The following is a 22,589-nucleotide window of genomic DNA, read 5'->3' as shown; positions in this document are numbered from 1 at the left end:
CTTGGCGACAATCGGGTCAATGCGTTCTTCTCCTTTCTTCAAGATGGCCCTGCTGCTGGGCCTGCTCTCGGCCATCGGGCCTTTCGCCATCGACATGTACCTGCCGGCGCTGCCGGCCATCGGCCAGAGCCTGCATGCCGACATCGGCGCGGTGCAGATGAGCCTCACGGCGTTCTTCCTCTCGCTGGGCGCGGGCCAGCTTCTGTACGGCCCGATCTCCGACATGGTCGGGCGCAAGCCGCCGCTGTATGCCGGGCTGGTGCTGTTTGCGCTGGCGAGCGTGGGCTGCGCCGTTGCCACCGACATCCAGACGCTGATCGTGCTGCGCTTCGTGCAGGGCCTGGGCGCCGCCGCCGGCATGGCGATTCCGCGCGCCGTGGTGCGCGACCTGCACACCGGCACCGACGCAGCGCGGCTGATGTCGCTGCTGATGCTGGTGTTCAGCGTGTCGCCGATCCTTGCGCCGCTGGCGGGCAGCGCGGTCATCGCATTCGCCGGCTGGCGCGGCGTGTTCTGGGCCGTGACCATCGCCGCGGTGGCGGGGCTGGCCATGATGGTCAAGCTGCTCGACGAGACGCGCCCGGCCTCCGAGCGCGTGGAAAGCAGCCTGGGCAGCGCGCTCGCGGCCTACTGGCTGCTGCTGCGCGACCGTCACTACCTCGGCCTCGTGTTCATCGGCAGCTTCGCGATGGCGGGCTTCTTCACCTACCTGGCCAATTCGTCCTTCGTGATGATCGACCACTACGGCCTGTCGCCCGCCATGTACAGCGTGGCCTTCGGCGTGAACGCCGCGGCCTTCATCGCGGCGTCGCAGTTCACCGGCTCGCTGGGCGAGCGCTACGGGCTGGTCAACCTGGTGAAGTTCGGCGTGGTCTGCTGCGGCGTGGCGATGGTCGCGATGTTCATTTACTTCGCGACGGGCGGCGACAACATCTGGGTGCTCATCGTTCTCTACTTCATCGCCTCGGGCTTCATGGGGCTGGTGATTCCGACCACCGGCGTGCTGGCGCTCGAGATGCACGGCGCCATCGCGGGTACCGCCTCGGCGCTGCTCGGCACGCTGCAGATGCTGACGGGCGCGCTGGCCATGGCGGTGGTGGGCCTCTTTACCGACGGCCGTCCGCTGCCGATGGTGGCCGGCATGGCCGCCGGCGCGCTGATCGCGCTCGTGCTGACCTGGCTCACGCTGGGCGGCGTGCGCTCCGAGCCCGCCGCGCGGGCGCAACAGGCCTGAGCGATGAACACCGTGCGCGCAGGCACTGCGCTTCCGGCAGGCGAAGGCATACCGGGGCCTGTGCCCATCGACGGTCTGGCTCCGCGCGAGCGGCGCTGGGCGATGCTGGTCATCATCCTCGGGCTGATCGTTTCGGTGCTCGACGGCACCATCGTCAACCTGGCGCTGCCGGGCATCGCGCGCGAGCTGCAGGCCAGCCCGTCGCAGGCGATCTGGGTGGTCAATGCGTACCAGATCGCCACGCTGGTCATGCTGCTGCCGCTGGCTTCGCTGGGCGACCTGGTCGGCTACCGGCGGGTGTACCTCGTGGGGCTGGCGGTGTTCACGCTGTCGTCGCTGGCCGCCACCTTCGCCAATTCGCTGGCCACGCTGACGGCGGCGCGTGCCTTCCAGGGGCTGGGCGCGGCCGGCATCATGAGCGTGAACGCGGCGCTGGTGCGGCTGACGTATCCCTCGTCGCAACTGGGCAAGGGCATGGCGCTGAATTCGCTGGTGGTCGCCACGTCGTCGGTGGCGGGGCCTTCGGTGGCGGCGGCCATTCTTTCGGTGGCTTCGTGGCCGTGGCTCTTCGCCATCAACGTGCCGCTGGGCATCGTCACCTTCGCGCTGGGCATGCGGGCGCTGCCGTTCAACCGGGTGGCACCGGCCGCCGGGCTGCGCTTCTCGCCGGTGGACGTGGGGCTCAACGTGCTGATGTTCTCGCTGGTCTTCCTGGGCGTGGACCGGCTGGGCGTGCGCGAAGGCCCGGTGCAGGGCGCCGGCGGCTCGCAGGCCTCGGCCTGGGGCATCCTGCTGGCCGGGCTGGCGGTGGGCTTCGTCTACCTGCGGCGGCAACGCAAGCAGGCGGTGCCGCTTTTCCCGATCGACCTGCTGCGCATTCCGGTGTTCGCGCTGTCGATGGGCACTTCCGTGGCCGCCTTCTGCGCGCAGATGCTGGCCTACATCGCGCTGCCGTTCCTGCTGCTCGACGCCTATGGCCGCAGCCACATCGAGGCCGGCCTGCTCATCACGGCGTGGCCGCTGGGCATCGTGGTCATGGCGCCCATTGCCGGGCGGCTGATCGGCCGCTATCCCGACGGGCTGCTGGGCGGCATCGGCCTGGCCCTGCTGGCCAGCGGGCTGGCACTGCTGGCGGCGCTGCCGGCGCACCCGGGCAATGCCGACATCGCCTGGCGCATGGCGCTGTGCGGGCTGGGCTTCGGGCTGTTCCAGTCGCCCAACAACCACACCATCGTGACTTCGCCGCCGGCGCACCGCAGCGGTGCGGCCAGCGGCATGCTGGGCACCGCCCGGCTGACCGGGCAGACGCTGGGCGCCGTGGTGCTGGCGGCGGTCTTCAGCCTCTGGAGCCCGCACGGCGGCCACGGCCCGGTGGTGGCGCTGGTGCTGGCGGCCTGCTGCGCGGCGGTGGCGGCGGTCTTCAGCAGCTTGCGCCTCAAGACGACAAAACCGGGCGGCTGAATGAGTTAGGGTGCTGACCTATGAAGGAAGTACCTGACACGGTGGTCTGCCCCGGCTGCGACGCGATCTACAGCCGCGCGCCGCTGCACCCCCGCGACGTGGCGCATTGCCCGCGCTGCGGCACCGAACTGGCCCGGCACCCGGGCCAGCAGCAGGCCCGCATCCTTCCACTGACGGTGGCCTGCCTGATCATGTTCGCCATTGCCAACCTGTTTCCCATCGTCGAGATCGAGCTGCAGGGCCTGCGCAGCCAGACCACGCTGGCCGGCGCGGTGGTGGCGCTGAGCGCCGAGGGCATGTCGGTGGTGGCGCTGCTGGTGCTGGCCACGACCATTCTTTTTCCCTTCCTGCAGCTGTGCATCCTGGCCTACCTGCTGGTGCCGCTGAGCCGCGAGCATCGGCCCGTGGGCTTCGCGCTGCTGGTGCGGGCGATGCAGTCGCTGCGGCCCTGGGGAATGATCGAAGTGTTCCTGCTGGGCGTGCTGGTGGCCATCGTCAAGCTCTCGAGCATGGCGACGGTGGTGCCGGGGCCGGCGCTCTGGGCCTTCGTGGCGCTCACGGTCATGCTGACGGCGGTGCTGTCGTTCAACCCTGGCGCGTTCTGGGAAATGACCTTCCAGCCGAAGGCGGCCGATGCGGACACGGACGAGGGCGGGGCGTCCGCATGAAGCTGTTTCCTGTGCGCAGGGCCCCTCGCGACGAGCACGCCCATGACGACCACGACGACGAAGGTGCGCCGGTCGCCACCGCCGCCTCGCTCGGCCTGCTGGCCTGCCGGCATTGCGGCGCGGTCTGGAAGGGCGCGGAGGAGGGCGAGGCCTGCGGCCGCTGCGGCACCCGGCTGCATACGCGCAAGCCGCAGAGCCTGACCCGCACCTGGGCCTTCCTGATCGCGGCCTGCATGATGTACATACCGGCCAACCTGCTGCCGGTGATGATCACGCGCACGCTGTTCGGCGCGCAGTACGACACCATCCTGAGCGGGGTGATCTATTTCTGGGTGTCGGGCGCCTACGGGCTCGCGGCCATCGTCTTCATTGCCAGCTTCCTGGTGCCGCTGTTCAAGCTGGCGGTGCTTTTCGTGCTGGTGGTGGCGGCGCAGCGCGGCAGCACATGGCGCCGGCGCGAGCGGGCAAGGCTTTATCACATCATCGAGGTCATCGGCCGCTGGTCGATGCTCGACGTGTTCGTGGTGTCGCTGCTGACCGGGCTGGTGCAGATCCAGGGCTTCGCGGTCATCACCGCGGGCGTGGGCATCGCGGCCTTCGGCTCGGTGGTGGTGCTCACGATGCTGGCCTCGCTGAGCTTCGATCCGAAGCTCACCTGGGACAGCAAGGAAGAACAGGCCCTCGCCGAGGGCCGGGAAGTTCCGCAGGAACCACATGGCAACAGGGACGAGAAACCAGCATGAGTGAACCAGAGCAACCGCAAGACAAACCGGCGCCGTCACCGGCGCTTCCCAGGCCGCGCGTGGTGCGGCGGCGCGAGTGGCTGCCGTCGCTGATCTGGCTGATTCCGATCGTCGCGGCGCTGGTCGGCATCACGCTGGTGGCGCGCATCCTGATGGAGCGCGGCCCCGAAGTGGTGCTGACCTTCAAGACCGCCGAGGGCCTGGAGGCCGGCAAGACCGCCGTCAAGTACAAGGACGTGCAGATCGGCCTCGTCACGCACCTGCGGCTGGCGCGCGACCGCTCGCACGTACGGGTGCTGGTGCAGTTCAACAAGGACGCCGAGAGCTTCACCGCTTCGGACTCGCGCTTCTGGGTGGTGCGCCCGCGCCTGGACACCTCGGGCATCTCGGGGCTGAACACCTTGCTGTCGGGCGCGTACATCGGCGCCGACGCGGGCGTGTCGAAAGAAACCTCGGGTGAATTCACCGGGCTCGAAACGCCGCCCATCGTCACGCGCGACGACTCGGGCCAGCAGTTTCTTCTGCGCGCCAACGACGTGGGCTCGCTCGACGTGGGCTCGCCCGTGTACTTCCGGCGCGTCAAGGTCGGGCAGGTGGCGGCCTACGAGCTCGACGGCGACGGGCGCGGCGTGACGATCCGCGTGTTCGTCAATGCGCCGTACGACAAGTTCGTCGGCATGAACACGCGCTTCTGGCAGGCCAGCGGCATCGACGCGCAGCTCAGCGCCAGCGGCTTCACGCTGCGCACGCAGTCGCTCGCGACCATCCTGCTGGGCGGCATCGCCTTCCAGGCGCCCGAGGACGCGATGGGCCCGCTGGCCAAGGCCAACGCCTCGTTCACGCTGGCGCAGGACGAGGCCACGGCCATGAAGGAGCCCGACGGCCCCTCGCAGACGCTGCTGATGTACTTCAATCAGTCGCTGCGCGGCCTGACGCCGGGCGCGCCGGTCGACTTCCGCGGCGTGGTGATCGGCGAGGTCAAGTCGATCGGCGTCGAATTCGACCGCGCCGAGCGCGAGTTCCGCATGCCGGTGCTGGTGCAGGTCTACCCCGACCGTCTGCGCCGCCGCAGCGGCAGTGCCGAGGCCACAGAGTCGCGCTCCACCCAGCAGGAGCGCTTGCGCTTCCTGGCGGAAAAGGGGCTGCGCGCCCAGTTGCGCAACGGCAATCTGCTGACCGGCCAGGTCTACGTGGCGCTCGACTTCTTCCCGAAGGCGCCCGCGGCCAAGATCGATGTGACGAAGAACCCGATCGAGCTGCCCACGGTGGCCAACAGCCTCGACGAGATCCAGTCGCAGGTGCAGGAAATCGCGACCAAGCTCAACAAGGTGCCCTACGAGCAGATCGCGGGCGACCTGCGCACCACGCTCGCCACGCTCAACAAGACGCTCACCGCCACGGAGCAGACCGTGAACCGCATCAACAGCGACGTCACGCCCGAGCTGGCGGCGGCCATGAAGGACGTGCGCAAGACCGTCAACACGGCCGAGCGCACGCTGGCCGACGACTCGCCGCTGCAGCAGGACATGCGCCAGACGCTGCGCGAACTGACGCGCGCGGCCGGCTCGGTGCGCGTGCTGACCGACTACCTCGAGCGCCACCCAGAATCGCTGCTGCGCGGCAAACCGGACGACAAGAAATGAAGCTGAAACTTGCATTCATCGCGTTGGCGCCCGCACTGGCGGCCCTGCTTGCAGGCTGTGCCAGCAAGCCCGACAACTACTACACGCTGGCAAGCCCGGTGGCCGCCGCCGATGCCGCGCCCTCGACGCTGGGCGGCGCCGCGCCGCTGTACATCGAGCTGGCGCCGGTGGCCGTGCCCGAGCGCTTCGCGCGCCCGCAGATGGTGGTGCGCCAGCCCAACGGCAGCGTGCAGGTCGAGGTGCTGGAGCAGCACCGCTGGGCCTCGTCCTTCGAGAACGAGCTGCGCGACGCGCTGGCCAGCGGCATCGCCGGGCGGCTCGGCGCGCTCGACGTGACCAAGGGCGGCCGGCAGACATCGCAGCCGGTGTGGCGCATCGCGGTGCAGCTGCAGCAGTTCGACGCCGTCGACGGCGGGCGTGTGGACGCCGGCTTCAGCTGGACCCTGCGGCGCTCGGACGAGGCGCGCACGCTGGTGTGCCAGCTGAACCTCGGCGAGGCCGTGGGCAGCGGCATGGACGCGGTGGCGCGCGGTGCGCAGCGCGTGACCGCAGCCGCCGCCGCGGCCATGGCGCGCAGCGTGGACGCGGCGCGCGCGAATCCGTCAGCCACCACCTGCGCGACCTGACGATGCCTTTCTCCCTCCCCCTCTGGGGGAGGGCAGGGGTGGGGGCACGACGGCGCCGGAACAACATGGCGTATCGTGCCGGAGCAGCCCCATCCCAACCTTCCCCCAGCGGGGGAGGGAGCAAGAAAGGAGACCCCATGGCACAGATCGGCAAGGCGCCCTGCGACGACACGCTGATCCTGCACGGCGCCGGAGCGCAGGAAAGCGCCTGCCCCGAAGCCTCCAAGCCCTGGGTGCTGGCCGCCGCCATCGTCGGCTCCAGCATGGCGTTCATCGACGGCACCGTGGTCAATGTCGCGCTGCCGGCCATCCAGTCCGACCTGCATGCCACCGCCTTCCAGGCACAGTGGGTGGTCGAGTCCTATGCCTTGCTGCTGGCCGCGCTGCTTTTGGTGGGCGGCGCTCTGGGCGACCTTTACGGCCGGCGCCGTATCTTCGCGATCGGTGTCGGGCTCTTCGCCCTGTCTTCCGTGGCCTGTGCGCTCGCGGGCAGCGTGCAGCAGCTCATCGCGGCGCGGGCGGTGCAGGGCATCGGTGGCGCGCTGCTGGTGCCGGGCAGCCTCGCGCTCATCAGCGCCGCCTTTCCTGAAAAGGAACGCGGCAAGGCCATCGGCACCTGGTCGGGCTTCAGCGGCATCACGGCGGCGGTAGGGCCTGTGCTCGGCGGCTTCCTGGTCGATCACTTCTCGTGGACCTGGGCCTTTCTCATCAACCTGCCGATGGCGCTGCTGGTGCTGTGGATCGTGTGGCGTCACGTGCCGGAAAGCCGTGGCGCCTCGGCCGCCGGCGGGCTCGACGTGTGGGGCGCGTTGCTGGCCACCGCCGGGCTGGGCGGCATCGTCTATGCCTTCATCGAGGCGCCGACGCAGGGCTGGCGCGCACCGGCGGTGCTGGCCGCGCTGGCCATCGGCGTGCTGGGCAGCGCGGGCTTCTTCGTCGCCGAGCGTCGGGTGCGCTCGCCGATGCTGCCGCTCGGGCTGCTGCGCATCGGCAACTTCAGCGGCGCCAACCTGCTCACGTTGCTGCTTTACGCGGCGCTGGGCGGCGGGCTGTATTTCTTTCCGCTCAACCTGATCCAGGTGCAAGGCTACTCGGCCACGGTGGCGGGCGCGGCGCTGCTGCCGTTCATCTTCATCATGTTCGCGCTCTCGGGCTGGGCGGGGCAGCTGGTCGACCGCTTCGGGTCGCGCATTCCGCTGGTCGCCGGGCCTTCCATCGCCGCGGTTGGCTTCGCGCTGTTCGCGGTGCCGGGCGTCGGCGCGAGCTATTGGAGCGGCTTCCTGCCCGCCGTGGTGGTGCTGGGCCTTGGCATGGCGGTAACCGTCGCGCCACTCACCACCACCGTCATGAACGCGGTCGGGCCGGAGATGGCCGGGGTGGCTTCGGGCGTGAACAACGCGGTGTCGCGCGCGGCCGCGGTGCTGGCGATAGCGGTGTTCGGCGCGGTCATGGCCAGCGTCTTCGACGTGACGCTGGCGGACCAGTTGCGCGAGCTGGGTGCGTCGGCGCAGGTGTCGGCGTTCCTCGAAGGAGAACGCAGCAAGCTGGCGGGCGCGACGCTGCCGCCGGGTGTGGACGCGGCCACGGCGGCGGCGCTCAAGCGGGCCGTGGCGGAGTCGTTCGTGGCGGGGTTCCGGTGGGTGATGCTGCTGGGCTCGGGGTTGGCGCTGTTGAGCGCGGCGAGTGCCTGGGTGATGATCCGTCGCACGGAACCTTGAACAAGGAGACATTCCGGTGCTGCAAGAAGAACACGTCGATGTCTTGATCGTCGGCGCCGGCCTCTCCGGCATCGGCGCCGGCTATCACCTGCAGGCCAGTTGCCCCGGCCGCAGCTACGCGATCCTCGAAGGGCGCGAGCGCAGCGGCGGCACCTGGGACCTGTTTCGCTACCCGGGCATCCGCTCGGACTCCGACATGTACACGCTGGGCTATTCGTTCCGGCCGTGGACCCAGGCCAAGGCGATTGCCGATGGCCCGTCGATCCTGAAGTACGTGCGCGAGACCGCGCAGGCGCATGGCATCGACAAGAAGATCCGCTTCGGGCATCGCGTGGTGCACGCCTCGTGGTCGACGCCCGATGCATGCTGGCAGGTGGACATCGAGCACGGCCCCGGGCGCGAGCCGCTTCGCATGAGCTGCAACTTCCTCTTCATGTGCAGCGGCTACTACAACTACGCGGCCGGCTACACGCCCGAGTTCGCGGGCACGGCCGACTACACCGGCCGCATCGTCCATCCGCAGCACTGGCCCGACGACCTGGATTGGGCGGGCAAGCGCGTGATCGTGATCGGCAGCGGCGCCACCGCGATGACGCTGGTGCCCGCGCTGGCAAAGACCGCCGCGCATGTCACGCTGCTGCAGCGCTCGCCCACCTACGTTGTCTCGCGCCCGGCCGAAGACCTCATTGCCAACCGGTTGCGGCGCCATTTGCCGGATCGGCTGGCCTACGGCATCACGCGATGGAAGAACGTGCTGCTGAGCATGTTTTTCTTCCGCCTCGCGCGGCGAAAGCCCGAGCGCGTCAAGAAGATGATCCTGGGCGGCGTGCGCCAGGCGCTGGGGCCGCGCTACGACATCGCCACGCACTTCACGCCGCGCTACAACCCCTGGGACCAGCGGATATGCCTCGTGCCCGATGGCGACCTGTTCGCTGCCCTCAATGCGGGCCGCGCGTCGATGGTCACGGACCGCATCGACCGTTTCACGCCGGGCGGCATCCGGCTGGAGTCCGGCAAGGAGCTGGAGGCCGACATCGTCGTCACCGCCACCGGGCTCGACCTGCAGGTGCTCGGCGGCATCGCGCTCGATGTCGACGGCGTCCCCGTCGACCTGGCCGCAGCCTTCAACTACAAGGGAATGATGTACAGCGAGGTGCCCAACCTCGCGTCGTCGTTCGGCTACACGAATGCCTCGTGGACCTTGAAGTGCGACTTGACCTGCGAGTACGTCTGCCGGCTGCTCAACCACATGGACAAGCACGGCTGGCGCCAGTGCATGCCGCGCAATACCGATCCCGCGCTGGCGGCCGAACCATGGCTCGATTTTTCTTCAGGCTACGTGCAGCGCTCGATCGGCAAGTTTCCGAAGCAGGGCTCGCGCGCACCGTGGCGGCTGTACCAGAACTACGCGCGCGACCTGATGAGCCTGCGCTTCGGCAGGGTGGATGACGGGGTGATGATGTTCGAGAAGTCTCGCGGAACCTAGCGGCTTTCGCACAACTACTGCGCCAATCCGGGCCGGTTCGCAATACGTCGTCCGAGGGATGCGGAAGAAAAAAGTGCTTCCTAGAATGGCTCGCACCAAGGACGGAGGCCGACTTGAAGCAACGAACCAGATGGATCATCACGCTGGCTTGCGGAACGAGTGTGCTCAACTCGGCCGCCGCGGTGGCAGTCGCGGATGACGAGGGCGCCCAAAACTCGATTCGTTGGAATCCCACCAAGGGTGGCTCAAGATCAGTTATGCCGCGGAGGTCGCAGCACCGTCGGATGCTTTCAGTGCGATGGCCATCCGTCGCCAGCACCGCCGACCGTTCCTCCCGCGCTTCGCGCCAAGTTCAGGCGTTGCGAAAGCATCACCACAAGACTCAGCCTCAAACGCAAAGCGGAACCCGGAAAGCTCCGGGCCGAAGAGTGGCACTTGCGGAGCGGGCAGAGCGTGATCGAGATTTCGCGGACTGGGGCGGATTCGGCCGCGGCCCTTGAATCGTTTCGGCGCGAGGTCGTCGAGCCATTGATCGAAAAGCACGGAATTCATCCGATCCCGGGAAGCATGACGGTACCGGGCAATCGTTGCCCCACATGAGTACCCGTCTGCAATTCATTCACCTCACCACCGAAGGACTTCAATGATCATCGACACGAATCGAAGGACCAACAGGGCACTTGGTTGTCTCCGAGAAAACGGCGTCAACACAATCATTCGCTACTACGCTCGAACAACCGGGCAGCCCGAGAAACGCCTGACCCGGGCAGAGGCCGAAGCCATCATCGCTGCCGGTGCATCCATTGCCGTCGTCCATCAGGCGGGCGGCGCCAGCGTCGATTCGTTCTCGGCGGCACAGGGAAGACAGGATGCGGCCTATGCCTTCAGATATGCCATCGAGACGATCGGCCAGCCCGCAGGTTCGAGCATCTACTTCGCGGTCGACTTCGATTGCGACGCGCGGCAATTCAAGGACCGTATCGTGCCCCACTTCAGAGGCATTCAGGAAGTGAACGAGAGTGGCACGTTCACCAAGAAATTCAGCATCGGTGCCTATGGCAACGGCCTTGTGCTCGACGGATTGCTGACGGAGCATCTTTGCCAACGCACGTGGCTGTCGCAATCCACGGGCCACCATGAAAGCAAGGCTTTCAAGGCCACCAACAAGTGGACGCTATTCCAGCAACTGCCCAGCATGTTGTGCGGGATCGGCGTGGATATCGACGACGTTCAGGGGAACGCACATGACATCGGCCAATTCGACGACCTGGACACCGTTCGGCCTGCGCTGGCCGTCGGTGGCATTGCGACCAGCGTTGGCAATCGCTTCCGAGTGAATGCGACTTCCGGGCTTCGTCTGCGCGGTGGTCCGGGAACCGACTTCGACGTGCAACGCCTGCTGGCCGTGGGAACCATTGTCGAAGTTCTTTCGCGCGTGGGCGAGTGGGCCATCGTGGACATCAACGGAAACGGCGTGGCGGACGGGGCTGTGCACGCAGCGTTCCTTGAGTCGGTCGATTGAGATGCGGGAGATACCATGAACTACGAACTTCATTACCGCGACGAAGGTGCCGATGTTCGGCGTCTTCAGGAGTTTCTCGTGTCGCTGCAAGGCGCGGAGCTTTCTCCGGACGGGCTCTTCGGTCCCAATACCCGTACAGCGCTTCTCAAGTTCCAGTCGAACCTGGGTCTTGGCCCTACCGGTTTTGTTGATGCCGATACGTTCGACGCCTTGGCGCACAAGGGGCTGGTGCTGCTGGGGCCGATCATCGCGGGCGCGGAGCAGGGGACGCGGTGGCCTCCACGCGCGGAACTTCCGCCACAACCGAGCGCGGCGCTGACGACCCGTCTCTTCGGTGAGTTCGAGTTTCGGCACGCGCCCACGGCAAGGAGCCCGGAAGACATCGAGATCCTTGGAGATTGGGTGAAGGAGAACATCGTCCAGCTCCATGTTCCACAGCTGGACAAAGGGCTCTTCGCGGCAAGCAGTCACTACGTCCGGCGCGAGGTCGGCACCATCCGTTGCCACCGCAAGGCCGCGGCTGCCTTCCTGGCCCTGTTCTCCCGATGGGAAGACGCAGGCTTGATGGACAGGGTATTGACGTGCGCAGGCGCGTTCAACGCGCGGCTGCGCCGGGGACTGTCCGACCCGATCCCGGCGAATCTGTCAAATCATGCGTGGGGTACCGCGATCGACCTGAATGCCACGGAGAACCCGCGCGGACATGTCCCGCCTGGTGTGGGTGCGCGCGGATCGGTTCGCGAACTCGTGCAGATTGCCAACGGGTTGGGCTTCTTCTGGGGCGGCCATTTCAGTGGCACTCCGGATGGCATGCACTTCGAACTGGCGCAACTGCCCTGAGTGTCACCCGGCCGGAGCGGAGGCCGGCGAGAGCAGGGCGTCCAGTTCCACCCACAACGGATCGCATTGCCCCTTCCTGAACGCAGCCGCCCTGAAGGTCGGGTGCTCGCCGTGATAGGTGTCCCACAGCGTGCGATGGCCGTCAGCCACGCAGGCGCGCACGTTGGCCAGCCGGTCGGCGGCCTTCACCACCAGGGCCAGTTCTTCATCGCCCGTTACCTGCGCCAGCGCCGCGTAGGTCTTGGCCTTGCGCTCCTTGCGGTTGGCGCCGGGCGCATCGGTCAGTAGCGCCACGCAGCGGGCGACGAGGTCGCCGAAGCGCGAACGCACGTCGGCCACCGTGGCCTCGGTGTCTTCCACCACGTCGTGCAGGAAGCCGACGACCCGTGCCTGCTCTCCGTACGGCCGCAGCAGGGTGGCGACGGCGTCGAGGTGGTGCACGTACGGATGCACGCCGTATTTCTGGTCGCCGTGCATCTCGACGGCATAGGCGCGGGCGGCTTCGGGTGTCGGCGAGTGGGTGGTGGTCATGCGGCGTCCTTTGGTTTTTCCATTCTGCCCTTGCGGCCGGGCCGGCGCTCTTTACCTCGTTTACGAAGGAAAACACCTATCGGAACGGCATTGCCGGCGTTCTTGTGTATCGATACAGTAAATCGTTCCACCAAAAGACGGGCACACGACCCGACCCCATCCAGGAGACAAGAAAATGACCTCGATTTCACGCCGCCGCTTCGTCCAGTCATCGTCCGCCCTGTCGCTCGCGGCAGCGACGACGGGCGGGTTCTCGCCGTACGCCTTCGCACAGGAAAAGACGGTGGCGCTGCGCCTGTCGTCCTCGCACGTGGCGGACCTCAATTCCTCGCACTTCGCGTGGTCGCAGCTGATGCAGGCCAACCTGAAGAAGGCGGTGGGCGAGCAGATCCGCATCGACTACTTTCCGAACAACCAGCTCGGCAAGGAAAGCGACGTGGTGCAACCCCGAGTTCGACACCAACCGCGCTAAGTGCTTGATTTGTATGGGCCAAGACTCTCGGCTGCCACTACAGCAGGCTCAATTGGGTGTCTTGCTGGGGTTTTTTGATCTTCAGTGCGGCCAGCACATCGGTCTGGCGTTGGACGATGGAAGAGACGCCCGCAATGGGCGCGGCATTGTTGATGCTCACACGGTGGCGCTGAATTCGCCGCAAGTCCGCCAGGGCAGCCTCCGGTGACAAATCGCTGCCACTCATCTTCAGGCGCTGGCGCATCACGCGGTACAGGATCAGGGCCAGCATGCAAATGCTCGCATGCGCCTTGATGCGCTCGGGCAGGCGGTGGAACACCGGCGCAATCTCGATCTCCGACTTCAGCACCCGAAATCCCCGTTCGATGTCTGCCAGTGCCTTGTAGCGCTGCACCACCTCTTTGGGTGTCAAGTCCGCCACGTTGGTCACCAGCAGCAGCTTGCCATCCATCGCCTGGGCGCGGGCCAGAGCTGCCTGGTCGATGTCATACGTGAACAGATCGGCATGCAAATCGACCTTGATGATGCGCTTGAGGTGCGCCTCGCTCACCTCATGGAAGAAGCGTGCCGTCACACCCGCATCAGACAGCTTTCTACCCCGGTGTGCCTTGCCTGCATCTTGCGAATCGAGCTTGCCCACCAGCTGGTCGGCGCGCTGGCGCAATTGGTCAATGCGCGCCTGACGACTGGCAGTCTGCTCGGCCGCCTGCTGCGGGTTATGGGCCGCCACCAGACGAAGACCCTGCCATTGCGCCTCATCGATAGTCTCTTCTGTCGTTTCTTGCTCTGATGCGCGGGCTCGGGCTCGGGCGTTGATCGGCTCCAGTATGTCTGCGAACTCGCCATAGCGCCGCCCCGGCACTGCCAGGATGAACTCCAGCGCTTGATCGGTTGATCCGCTGGCCCCACCCGACAAGCGCAACTCGGACAAGGCCTCTATGTTGTCCAGCGAAAGCAGCCCACGGTCAGCCACCACCACCAGGCGGCGGATGTGCGGGTAACGCGCCATCACCTTCTTCAAGGTCGGCTCCAACGTCGGTGCCTCGGCTGTGTTGCCCGCAAACACCTCGTGATAGATAGGCATGCCGTCGGCTGTTTGCACCACGCCGAGCATGAATTGGCGCACCACCATGCCTTCCTTGGACATCCCATAGCGGCGCACGTCACCCTCTTGCTGGCTCAGTCCTTGGGCGCGGATGGTGGTCAGGTCGTAGAACACCACCGACAGATCCTCATCAATCAGCGGGCGCAAAAGGCCCGCCACGCATTCATCCACCGCGTCCTGGTGGTCCATGAGCGCATCCATGCTGCGCAGCAGTTGCTGGTGGGTGAGTGCCTCTGCATCGATACCCGGCATGCTGACGGTTTGCAGCCAGCGCAGCACCCCGAGCTTGGAGTCGGGGTCGCACAGCCGGTTAAAGACCATCACCCGCAGGGCATGCTCGATGGGGTTGGTAAAGCGTGCGCGGCGAAAGACAGCAGCCAAGCCATCGAAACCCAACTCGTGCCAGAGTTGATCCAGCGCCCAGACATCGCCCAGGGCCAGTGCGGATTCAAAACGCACCTGGGGAACGGATGTCTCACTCAGTGAGCGACCCTTGGCGCGAAGCAGACCGCCCAGCAGTGAGTCGACTTGTCCATCTGTTTCGTCCACCCGCCCGATGGTGGCCAGCGTGCGCTGGCGGGGTTTGCCGTGTTCGTCTCGGAAGGACTCCACCAACTGGGCGTAGGTGTGGCCGCCTGAGCGGGTGAGCTTGATGAACATAGAAGAAGTGTAGCAAAAAAATACGGGCAATTGCCAACACATCAGCAATAAAACATTGCCACTACATAAAAATCAAAACGCCTCAGCTAAGTGCTTGATTCATATGGCACCGGTCCGCGAAAACATCGGAAAACGGCGGTTTGGTGTCGAACTCGGGTGCAACAGGTGAAGGTGGGCTCCATCGACATGATGCTCACCGGCTCGTCGATCTGGGCCACCGTGACGCCGCAGCTCGGCATGCTCGACCTGGGCTACCTGTTCGACAGCTACGACCACGTGGCGCGCGCCATCGACGCGGGCGTGGGCGCCAAGCTCAACGACATGCTCGCCAGGAGCACCGGTTGCCAGATCATCACCTGGGGTGCGCACTACGGCGCGCGCAACGTGTACACCAAGCAGCCAGTCAAGTCGCTGGCGGACATCAGGAACGTCAAGCTGCGGGTGCTGCCCACGCCGGCGTTCATCGAGACTTTCAAGATCATGGGCGCGATCCCCACGCCCATTTCCTTCGGCGAGCTCTACATGGCGGCGCAGACAGGCGTGGTCGACGGCTTCGAGCACGACGCGGGCACGGTGCTGGCCAACAAGCTCAACGAGGTGGTCAAGCACTGCTGGATGACCGAGCACCTGTTCAGCCCGATGGTCTGCGTGGCCGGCAAGCGCGCGATGGACCGCGTGCCCGCCGCGCTGCGCCCGGCCTTCCTCAAGGCCGCGGCCGACTCCACGCTGCAGCAGCGGCAGATCGGCAACGAGCGCAGCCAGCAGGCCATCGACGACCTGAAGAAGACCGGCATCACTTTCACGCCGATGGCGAAGAGCGAGCGCGACCAGGTCCGCAAGGAAATGGAGACGAAGCTCTGGGCCGGCTTTGCCAAACAGTACCCGGAGACCGGGCCGCTGTTCGCGTCCATCAACGCCACGCGGGCCTGAGCGGTCATGTCGAGCATTTCGTTGCCGATGCAACCCGTGCACCCCGTGCAGCCCGCCCTGGGCTTCGACGCCACCCACGCCGCCGGCCGCTGGCTGGCCTGGCTGATGCGCATGACCGAATACGTGGCCGGCGCGGTGCTGGCGGTCGACGTGGTGGTGGTGTTCGTCTCGGTCGTGTTCCGCTATTTCCTGCACGACCCCTTCGACTGGGCGGAGGAGGTGGCGCGCGCGCTGATGGTGATCCAGGTGTTCTTCGGCGCGGCCACGGTGCTGGCGCGCAGCCAGCACGTGGGCGTCGACCTGTTCCGCGGCATGCTGCCGGCGCGCTGGCAGCCGGCGCTGATCCAGTTCGGCAACTGGATCGTGGTCGGCGTGTCGGCCAGCCTCTTCGCCTCTTCGTGCGAGCTGCTGCTGGACTCGTACAACATGACCACCTCCATCGGCCTGCCGCAGTGGATCTACGTGTATCCGGTGGCTATCGGCAGCCTGTTCATGACGCTGTTCGGGCTGGCCAACGCGGTGAACGGGCCGTCGCGCATGGTGTGGTCCACGCTGGGCATCGGCATCGCGCTGACGGCGGCGGTGGTCGCCTGGAACACGCTGATGAGCGCGCACGCCATTGCGCCCTGGGCGCTGCTCGCGGCCGGCTTCTTCGGCGGAATGGCGCTGGGCATGCCGATTGCCTTCGTGCTCGCGCTTTCGTCGCTGGTGTTCTTCATGGCCGACCCGTCGCTGCCGATGCTGGTGTATTCGCAGCAGGTGATGGCGGGCACCGACCACTATGTGCTGCTGGCGATTCCGTTCTTCGTGCTGGCCGGGCTGCTGATGGAGGCCAACGGCATGTCGTCGCGGCTCATCGAGCTGCTGCTGCGCATGTTCGGGCGGCTGCGCGGCGGGCTGGGGCTCATCACCATCACGGCCACCGCGTTCTTCTCGGGCGTATCGGGCTCCAAGCTGGCCGACATCGCTGCGGTGGGCGGCATCATCATGCCGGCGGTGCGCAAGACCAAGCAGGACCCGAACGAGACGGCCGGCCTGCTGGCCTGCACCGCGGTGATGGCCGAGACCATTCCGCCCTGCATCAACATGATCATCATGGGCTTCGTGGCCAACATCTCGATTGCCGGCTTGTTCATGGCGGGGCTGGTGCCGGCCGTGGTGCTGGCGGTGTCGCTGGCGGCGGTGACCATCTACGTGGGCACCAAGATCAACCCCGACGAAGCCTTCGACGTGCGCACGCCCATGTTTCGCCTGCTCGGCGGCGCACTGGTGGCGCTGGTGATGGTGGCGATGATCGGCAAGGGCGTGACCTCGGGCGTCGCCACCTCGACCGAGGTGTCTTCGTTCGCGGTGATCTATGCGCTGGTGGTGGGCTGGCTGGCCTTTCGCGAGCTGACGGTGAAGTCGGTGGCGCGGCTCTTCGTGCGTTCCGCGTCGATGGCGGGCGGCATTCTGTTCATCGTGGCGGCGGCGTCGAGCCTGTCGTTCGCGCTCACGATCCAGCAGATTCCGCAGTACCTGTCGGAGTTCATGATCGGCTTTGCGCATTCGTACGGCAGCACGATGTTCGTGATGCTGTCGGTGCTCATCATGATCGTGTTCGGCGCCATCCTCGAAGGCGCGCCGGCGCTCATCATCTTCGGGCCGCTGCTCACGCCCATCGCCTCGCAGCTGGGGGTGAACCCGCTGCACTTCGGCACGGTGATGGTGATCGCCATGGGCTTCGGCCTGTTCGCGCCGCCGGTCGGGCTGGGCCTGTTCGCCACCTGCGCCATCACCGGCACGCAGGTGAAGGACGTCGCCCGGCCGATGCTCAAATACCTGGCCGTGTTGTTCGTTACCCTCGTGGTGCTGGTGTTGGTGCCGGCCTTCTCCACGTGGCTGCCGATGCGCATGGGGATGTGAGCGAATTCCAGTGAAGCAGAACAGACAAAGACCGGAGACTCCGTGAGCAGAATCAGCGATGTGGCCCAGCGGGCGGGCGTTTCGACCAGCACCGTGTCGAATGTGCTGAACGGGCGCAGCGACCGCATGGCCAAGGAGACGCTCGCACGCGTCGAGGCGGCGATCCGCGAACTCAAGTACCGGCCCAACACCTCGGCGCGGCAGCTCAAGACCGGGTACACGCCGCTCATCGGCCTCCTGGTGCCGTCGATGGCCAACCCGATGTACGGCTTCATCGCCCGCGAGGTCGAGACGCTGGCACAGGAGCGCTACGGCTTTCGCATCATGATCGGCAACACCTACCGCGATGCCGACAAGGAAGCCCACTTCTTCGAAGACCTGATGGCGCACGGCGTGCGCGGGGTCATCATCATCTCGTCGCTGGTCGACGAGCAGCACGTGGAGGCCGCGGCCAGCCGTGGGCTGGTGGTGGTGAGCTACGACCGGCGCGCCACGCCCGACGCATCGGGCGGGGCCTCGGTGATCGACCACGTGACGGTCGACAGCTTCGAGTCGTCGCGCATCGCGACGCAGCACCTGATCGAGCAGGGGCACAGGCGGCTGGCCTTCGTCACGCCGTCGGGCCGCACCATGAGCCGCAGCGAAAAGATCGCCGGCTTCCTGGCCGCTGCGCGGGGCGCGGGCCTGGAGGGCAGCGCGCAGGTCGTCGAAGGACTGCCGGTCGACGAGTACGGCGATTCGATGATGAGCGAACTGGGCCGCATGCAGGCCGGCCAGCTGGCTGCGTCCGCCATGCGACCGACCGGCGTGATCGGCGTGAACGACCTCCTGGCCTTCGGCCTGATGGCCGGTTTCCGCGATGCGGGGCTGTCGGTGCCGCAGGACGTGTCGGTGGTCGGCATCGACAACGTGTTCCTTTCCACGCTCATGCACCCGGCCATGACCTCGGTGCGCGTGCCGGTGCCCGAGATGGCGCAGGTGATGGTCGAGCGGGTGATGAGCCGGCTGTCGGACCCGTCGATGCCGACCCAGGAATTCATCTTCGCGCCGACGCTGGTGGCGCGCGATTCGGTGGCGCCGCCGCGCGGCTGATTTCTCTTCTGATCAAAGCTCTTTTCTCTTCTTCATGACCACGGTTTTCGTCAGCCATCCGCAGAGCAAACTTGCCCACTATTTCGGCGACCGCGCGGCCGCGGCCCTGCGGGCCATCGCGCAGGTGCGCTTCAACCCCACCGACACCGACCTGTCGTCCGCCCGGCTCGCGGAGCTGGCGCAAGACTGCGACGCCATCATTTCCTACCGCCAGACGGCGGGCGACGAGGCGCTGTTCGCGGCGCTGCCGCAACTCAAGGCCTTCGTGCGCTGCGCCATCGACATCCGCAACATCGACGTGGCCTCGGCCAGCCGGCACGGCGTGCTGGTGACGCAGGCGAGCGCGGGGTTCATCCCTTCGGTGTCGGAGTGGATCGTGGGCGTGATGATCGACCTGGGCCGCCACATCAGCGCGTCGAGCGCGCTGTACCACGCGGGGCAGGCCGCGCCGCCGGTGATGGGGCGCGAGCTGCGCGGCAGCACGCTGGGCGTGATCGGCTACGGTCAGATCGGCCGCTACCTGTGCGACGTGGCACTGGCGCTGGGCATGCGCATCGTGGTGCACGATCCGCACACGGCCACGGAGCGCGCGGAGTTCGTGCAGGTGGGCTTCGATGACTTGCTCGCGCAATCGGACTTCGTCGTCTGCCTGGCCGCGGCCACCGAGGCGACCGAGAACCTGATGAATGCCGCGGCCTTCGCGCGGATGCGGCCCGGTGCGTTTTTCATCAACGCGTCGCGCGGCAACCTCGTCGATGAAGACGCGCTGCTTGCGGCGCTCGATGCCGGCACCATCGCCGGCTGCGCGCTCGACGTGGGCCGTGCGCCCGACCAGATGCCGTCGCCGCGCGTGGCGGCGCATCCGCGCGTGATCGCGACGCCGCACATCGGCGGGCTCACGCCGCCGGCGGTGGAGCACCAGGCGATGGAAACCGTGTCGCAACTGGCCGAGATCTTCCAGGGCAGGGCGCCCAAGGGAGCGGTGAACGCGGCCGAAGCCTACCGCTGGCAGCGGGCCTTCGTCGCCGAGGCCTGAATCGTCCCGTTCGATAAGACCACACCAAGAGAACACTCCATGGAACCCACCCGGAACACCCGCTATGCGGGCGCCTGCGACTGCCATGTCCACATATACGAAGACCGCTTTCCGCTGATCCCCAACGTCGCGTGGGTGCCGCCGCATTCGCCTGTGTCGGCATATCGCGAACAGGTGCAGCAGCCGCTGGGCATCGACCGCGCGGTGGTGGTGCAACCGACCGGCTACGGTTTCGACAACAGCTGCACCCTCGACGCGCTGGCGCAGTTCGGCAATGCGGCGCGCGGCATCGCGTTGGTCGCGCCCGACGTGGCCGACGCGGAGATCGAGCGCCTGCACGCGGGCGGCATGCGCGGCGTGCGCTACATGATGATCGGCGGCGTGCTGGGTTGGGCGTCGCTCGAGCCGATGGCCGCGCGGCTCGCCAACGTCGACTGGATGGTGAACCTGCAGCTCGACGGCCGCACCATGCCCGAGCATGAAGCGGTGCTCAAGCGCCTGCCGTGCCGGCTGGTGCTCGACCACAACGGCAAGTTCCTGGAGCCGGTGGCGCCGAGCCATCCGTCGTTCCAGTCGCTGCTGCGCGTGCTCGATTCGGGGCGCGTGTGGATCAAGCTCTCGGCACCCTACGAAACCTCGAAGACCGGCGCACCCGGCTACGACGACGTGAGCCTTCTGGCGCGCACGCTGGCCGAGCAGTTTCCGGAGCGCTGCCTCTGGGCCAGCAACTGGCCGCATCCCGGGCGCGACCCGAGGCCCGAAAGCGCGCCGCTGTACGACCTGCTGTTTTCGTGGGCGACCAGCGAGGATGCGCGGCGTCGCATCCTCGTGGACAACCCTGCGGCGCTTTACGGCTTCTAGGCGCTGGAGCGACCGACCAGCAGTCGCAGCCGGGGGAAGGGTAGCCATTGCGCTTCCTATCCCGGCAGGCGAAACGCCTACCCTTTGCGCCACCCCACGAAGGCTACTTGCCGCGGCCCAGCAGATGCCGGCCCAACGCCTCGAAGGCCGGCAGCGTGACCGGGTCGTTGGCCGAATTGCTTGCCACCGGGTGCGAGGCGAAGCGCGCGATGACCATCTGCGCCTTCGGATCGACATAGATGCGCTGGCCGTGCACGCCGCGCGCCATGAAGGCGCCGTGGTCGTTGTGCGTGACCCACCACATGTCGCGGTAGCTCCAGCCCTTGAGCAACGGGTAGTCGGCCTTGGCGAACGCGGCCTTGTCGCCGCCGTTGCGGATGTCGTCGACGGCTGCCTTGGGCACGATCTGCTGGCCGTTGAAGCGGCCGTCGTTGCGCAGCATTTCGCCGAAGCGCGCCAGGTCTCGCAGGCCGGTGTTGAGGCCGCCGCCGGCAAACGGCGTGCCGATGGAGTCGACGCTGAAGTAGGCGTCCTGTTCTGCGCCGATGCGCCGCCAGATGCGTTCCGACAGCAGCTGCGCCACGTTGCGCCCCGCGGCGCGCGCGATGACCCAGCCCAGCACGTCGGAGTTGACGGTCTTGTAGCCGAAGGCTTCGCCGTGCCGGCCTTCGGGTTGCACGGTCTGCAGGAACTCGTAGTAGCTGCGCGGGCCGGTGTAGTCCTTGGGCTTCGGCAGCGGGTTGCCGGCCTGCGCATGGGCCCAGACCTCGGCGTTGGGGTCGGCGTAGTCCTCGCTGAATTTCAGGCCGGTGGTCATGTCGAGCACCTGGCGCACGGTGGCGTTGCCGAAGGCCGATCTGGAAAGTTCGGGCACGTAGTCGGCCACCTGCTTGCCCGCATCGAGCGTGCCCTCGGCCACGAGCATGGCGCCGAGCGTACCCACCACCGATTTGGTGACCGACATGGCGCCATGCTGCCCGTCGTCCTTCAGCACGCCGAAGTAGCGCTCGTAGACCACGCGGCCGCGATGCAGCACCACGATGCCGTCGGTGTAGGTGGCGGCCAGCGATTGTTCCCAGCTCATCGGTGCCGTTGCGCCGAGCGGCGTGAAGGTCAGCGCGTCGATGTCGCTGCGCAGCGCATAGGCCAGCTTGCCGGGCGCGCCCAGTCCGCGCGAGACGTTCATGGTCGGCATCAGCTGGCGGAAGTTCGACACGCTCCAGCGCATGGCCGGAAACTGGAAGTAGCTGCCGTCCTCGAAGCGCAGCGTGCGGTCGGCGGGCGGCGGGGAGCCGGTCATCCAGCCGAGCCTGGCGGGGTCGCTCGCGGCGGCATCGGGGAACGACGTTGTGTCGGCCGCATGGGCCTGCTGCAGCGTGGCGATGACGCACGCGAGCATCGCGGCGCGGCGTTTGAAGCGGCGGGAGGTCGGAGCGGTCATGACCCATTGTGGACCGCCTCGCTGCATGCGAACTTCCCTCTGACAGGCGCAGGCCCGGTTGACAAAGGGCGCGCGGCGCTTCGATACTGAACTCTCTGGTTCATCATCGAAGCAAAGGAGCCTCCTGTGCAAAAGATCGTTCCCTGCCTATGGTTCGACCGCAACGGCGAAGACGCGCTGAAGTTCTACACGGCCATTTTTCCGAACTCGCGCGTGACCGACAAACTGCTCTGGGGCGACACCAACCCAGAGCTGAAAGGATCGCTGCTCACCGCGACCTTCGAACTCGAAGGTCAGGAGTTCATGTTGATCAACGGCGGCCCGCAGTACAAGTTCACGCCGGCCATTTCGATGTACCTGAAGTGCAAGACGCAGGCCGAGGTCGACAACTACTGGAACAAGCTGCTCGAAGGCGGCGGCGAGCCGGTGCAGTGCGGCTGGATCACCGACCGCTACGGCGTGTCGTGGCAGATCGTGCCCGACGGCCTGATCCAGATGTTCCAGGACAAGGACCCGGCCAAGGCCGCGCGTGCGATGCAGGCGATGATGAAGATGGTCAAGCTCGACATCGCCGAAGTGCGCAAGGCCTACGACGGGGCGTGACAATCCGCCGCC

General features: G+C 66.9%; 19 protein-coding genes and 1 pseudogene. 17 read left to right on the top strand and 3 right to left on the bottom strand.

Going from position 1 to position 22,589, the window contains the following annotated elements:
• The first annotated feature begins 19 nt into the window (after nt 1-19).
• The 10 genes from L3V85_RS19105 to L3V85_RS19060 all read left to right on the top strand — a co-directional run bounded on the left by L3V85_RS19105 (nt 20) and on the right by L3V85_RS19060 (nt 11,941).
• Nucleotides 20-1,234, top strand: coding sequence for a multidrug effflux MFS transporter (locus L3V85_RS19105; protein WP_237674314.1), 1,215 nt, complete (start codon nt 20-22; stop codon nt 1,232-1,234).
• Nucleotides 1,235-1,237: 3 nt separating this feature from the next.
• Nucleotides 1,238-2,695, top strand: coding sequence for an MFS transporter (locus L3V85_RS19100; protein ID WP_237674313.1), 1,458 nt, complete (start codon nt 1,238-1,240; stop codon nt 2,693-2,695).
• 20 nt (nt 2,696-2,715) lie between these two features.
• Nucleotides 2,716-3,363, top strand: coding sequence for a paraquat-inducible protein A (locus L3V85_RS19095; protein ID WP_237674312.1), 648 nt, complete (start codon nt 2,716-2,718; stop codon nt 3,361-3,363).
• Nucleotides 3,360-4,106 (top strand): paraquat-inducible protein A, encoded by a 747-nt coding sequence (locus tag L3V85_RS19090; protein WP_237674311.1) that lies wholly within the window; start codon nt 3,360-3,362, stop codon nt 4,104-4,106. Before L3V85_RS19095 ends, L3V85_RS19090 begins: the two co-directional genes overlap by 4 nt.
• A complete protein-coding gene (locus L3V85_RS19085) occupies nt 4,103-5,749 on the top strand; it encodes an intermembrane transport protein PqiB (RefSeq protein WP_237674310.1) in 1,647 nt (548 codons plus the stop codon). Before L3V85_RS19090 ends, L3V85_RS19085 begins: the two co-directional genes overlap by 4 nt.
• Nucleotides 5,746-6,375: a PqiC family protein gene (locus L3V85_RS19080; protein WP_237674309.1), complete on the top strand. Its 630-nt coding sequence runs from the start codon at nt 5,746-5,748 to the stop codon at nt 6,373-6,375. Before L3V85_RS19085 ends, L3V85_RS19080 begins: the two co-directional genes overlap by 4 nt.
• Nucleotides 6,376-6,512: 137 nt before the next feature.
• Nucleotides 6,513-8,093 (top strand): MFS transporter, encoded by a 1,581-nt coding sequence (locus tag L3V85_RS19075; protein WP_237674308.1) that lies wholly within the window; start codon nt 6,513-6,515, stop codon nt 8,091-8,093.
• A gap of 10 nt (nt 8,094-8,103) precedes the next feature.
• Nucleotides 8,104-9,579: a flavin-containing monooxygenase gene (locus tag L3V85_RS19070; protein WP_414080237.1), complete on the top strand. Its 1,476-nt coding sequence runs from the start codon at nt 8,104-8,106 to the stop codon at nt 9,577-9,579.
• 643 nt (nt 9,580-10,222) lie between these two features.
• Nucleotides 10,223-11,101: a glycoside hydrolase domain-containing protein gene (locus tag L3V85_RS19065; RefSeq protein WP_237674306.1), complete on the top strand. Its 879-nt coding sequence runs from the start codon at nt 10,223-10,225 to the stop codon at nt 11,099-11,101.
• A gap of 15 nt (nt 11,102-11,116) precedes the next feature.
• Nucleotides 11,117-11,941: a M15 family metallopeptidase gene (locus L3V85_RS19060; RefSeq protein ID WP_237674305.1), complete on the top strand. Its 825-nt coding sequence runs from the start codon at nt 11,117-11,119 to the stop codon at nt 11,939-11,941.
• Between the two features lie 3 nt (nt 11,942-11,944).
• Here the strand turns inward: L3V85_RS19060 and L3V85_RS19055 are convergent, their stop codons facing one another.
• Entirely contained in the window at nt 11,945-12,472 is a 528-nt protein-coding gene (locus L3V85_RS19055; RefSeq protein WP_237674304.1) for an HD domain-containing protein, read from the bottom strand.
• 175 nt (nt 12,473-12,647) lie between these two features.
• Here L3V85_RS19055 and L3V85_RS19050 point away from each other — a divergent pair, with 175 nt between their 5' ends.
• Complete coding sequence (locus L3V85_RS19050; protein WP_237674303.1) at nt 12,648-12,944, top strand: hypothetical protein; 297 nt, start codon at nt 12,648-12,650, stop codon at nt 12,942-12,944.
• Between the two features lie 37 nt (nt 12,945-12,981).
• Here L3V85_RS19050 and L3V85_RS19045 read toward each other — a convergent pair whose 3' ends face one another.
• Nucleotides 12,982-14,709, bottom strand: a complete 1,728-nt coding sequence (locus tag L3V85_RS19045) for an IS1634 family transposase (protein ID WP_237674302.1) — start codon at nt 14,707-14,709, stop codon at nt 12,982-12,984.
• 156 nt (nt 14,710-14,865) lie between these two features.
• Here L3V85_RS19045 and L3V85_RS19040 point away from each other — a divergent pair.
• From L3V85_RS19040 to L3V85_RS19020, 5 genes and pseudogenes are all read left to right on the top strand, one after another.
• Nucleotides 14,866-15,639 (top strand): annotated as a pseudogene (locus L3V85_RS19040) (TRAP transporter substrate-binding protein); the annotation flags it as partial.
• Between the two features lie 27 nt (nt 15,640-15,666).
• Complete coding sequence (locus L3V85_RS19035) at nt 15,667-17,544, top strand: TRAP transporter large permease subunit (RefSeq protein WP_414080236.1); 1,878 nt, start codon at nt 15,667-15,669, stop codon at nt 17,542-17,544.
• A 42-nt stretch (nt 17,545-17,586) separates the two neighbouring features.
• Nucleotides 17,587-18,636, top strand: coding sequence for a LacI family DNA-binding transcriptional regulator (locus tag L3V85_RS19030; RefSeq protein ID WP_237674301.1), 1,050 nt, complete (start codon nt 17,587-17,589; stop codon nt 18,634-18,636).
• A 34-nt stretch (nt 18,637-18,670) separates the two neighbouring features.
• On the top strand, nt 18,671-19,672 hold the full coding sequence (locus tag L3V85_RS19025; RefSeq protein ID WP_237674300.1) for an NAD(P)-dependent oxidoreductase: 1,002 nt from the start codon (nt 18,671-18,673) through the stop codon (nt 19,670-19,672).
• A gap of 39 nt (nt 19,673-19,711) precedes the next feature.
• Nucleotides 19,712-20,533: an amidohydrolase family protein gene (locus L3V85_RS19020; RefSeq protein ID WP_237674299.1), complete on the top strand. Its 822-nt coding sequence runs from the start codon at nt 19,712-19,714 to the stop codon at nt 20,531-20,533.
• Between the two features lie 103 nt (nt 20,534-20,636).
• Here the strand turns inward: L3V85_RS19020 and L3V85_RS19015 are convergent, their stop codons facing one another.
• Nucleotides 20,637-21,932, bottom strand: coding sequence for a serine hydrolase domain-containing protein (locus tag L3V85_RS19015; RefSeq protein ID WP_237680600.1), 1,296 nt, complete (start codon nt 21,930-21,932; stop codon nt 20,637-20,639).
• Between the two features lie 168 nt (nt 21,933-22,100).
• Between L3V85_RS19015 and L3V85_RS19010 the strand changes: the two genes are divergently transcribed.
• Nucleotides 22,101-22,577, top strand: coding sequence for a VOC family protein (locus L3V85_RS19010; RefSeq protein WP_237674298.1), 477 nt, complete (start codon nt 22,101-22,103; stop codon nt 22,575-22,577).
• The last annotated feature ends 12 nt before the right edge of the window (nt 22,578-22,589 follow it).

Origin of the sequence: Variovorax paradoxus, from assembly GCF_022009635.1 — a bacterium.
Lineage (GTDB): Bacteria > Pseudomonadota > Gammaproteobacteria > Burkholderiales > Burkholderiaceae_C > Variovorax.
The sequence above is the reverse complement of the archived record's forward strand: the minus strand, read 5'-3'. Positions and strand labels throughout refer to the sequence as shown.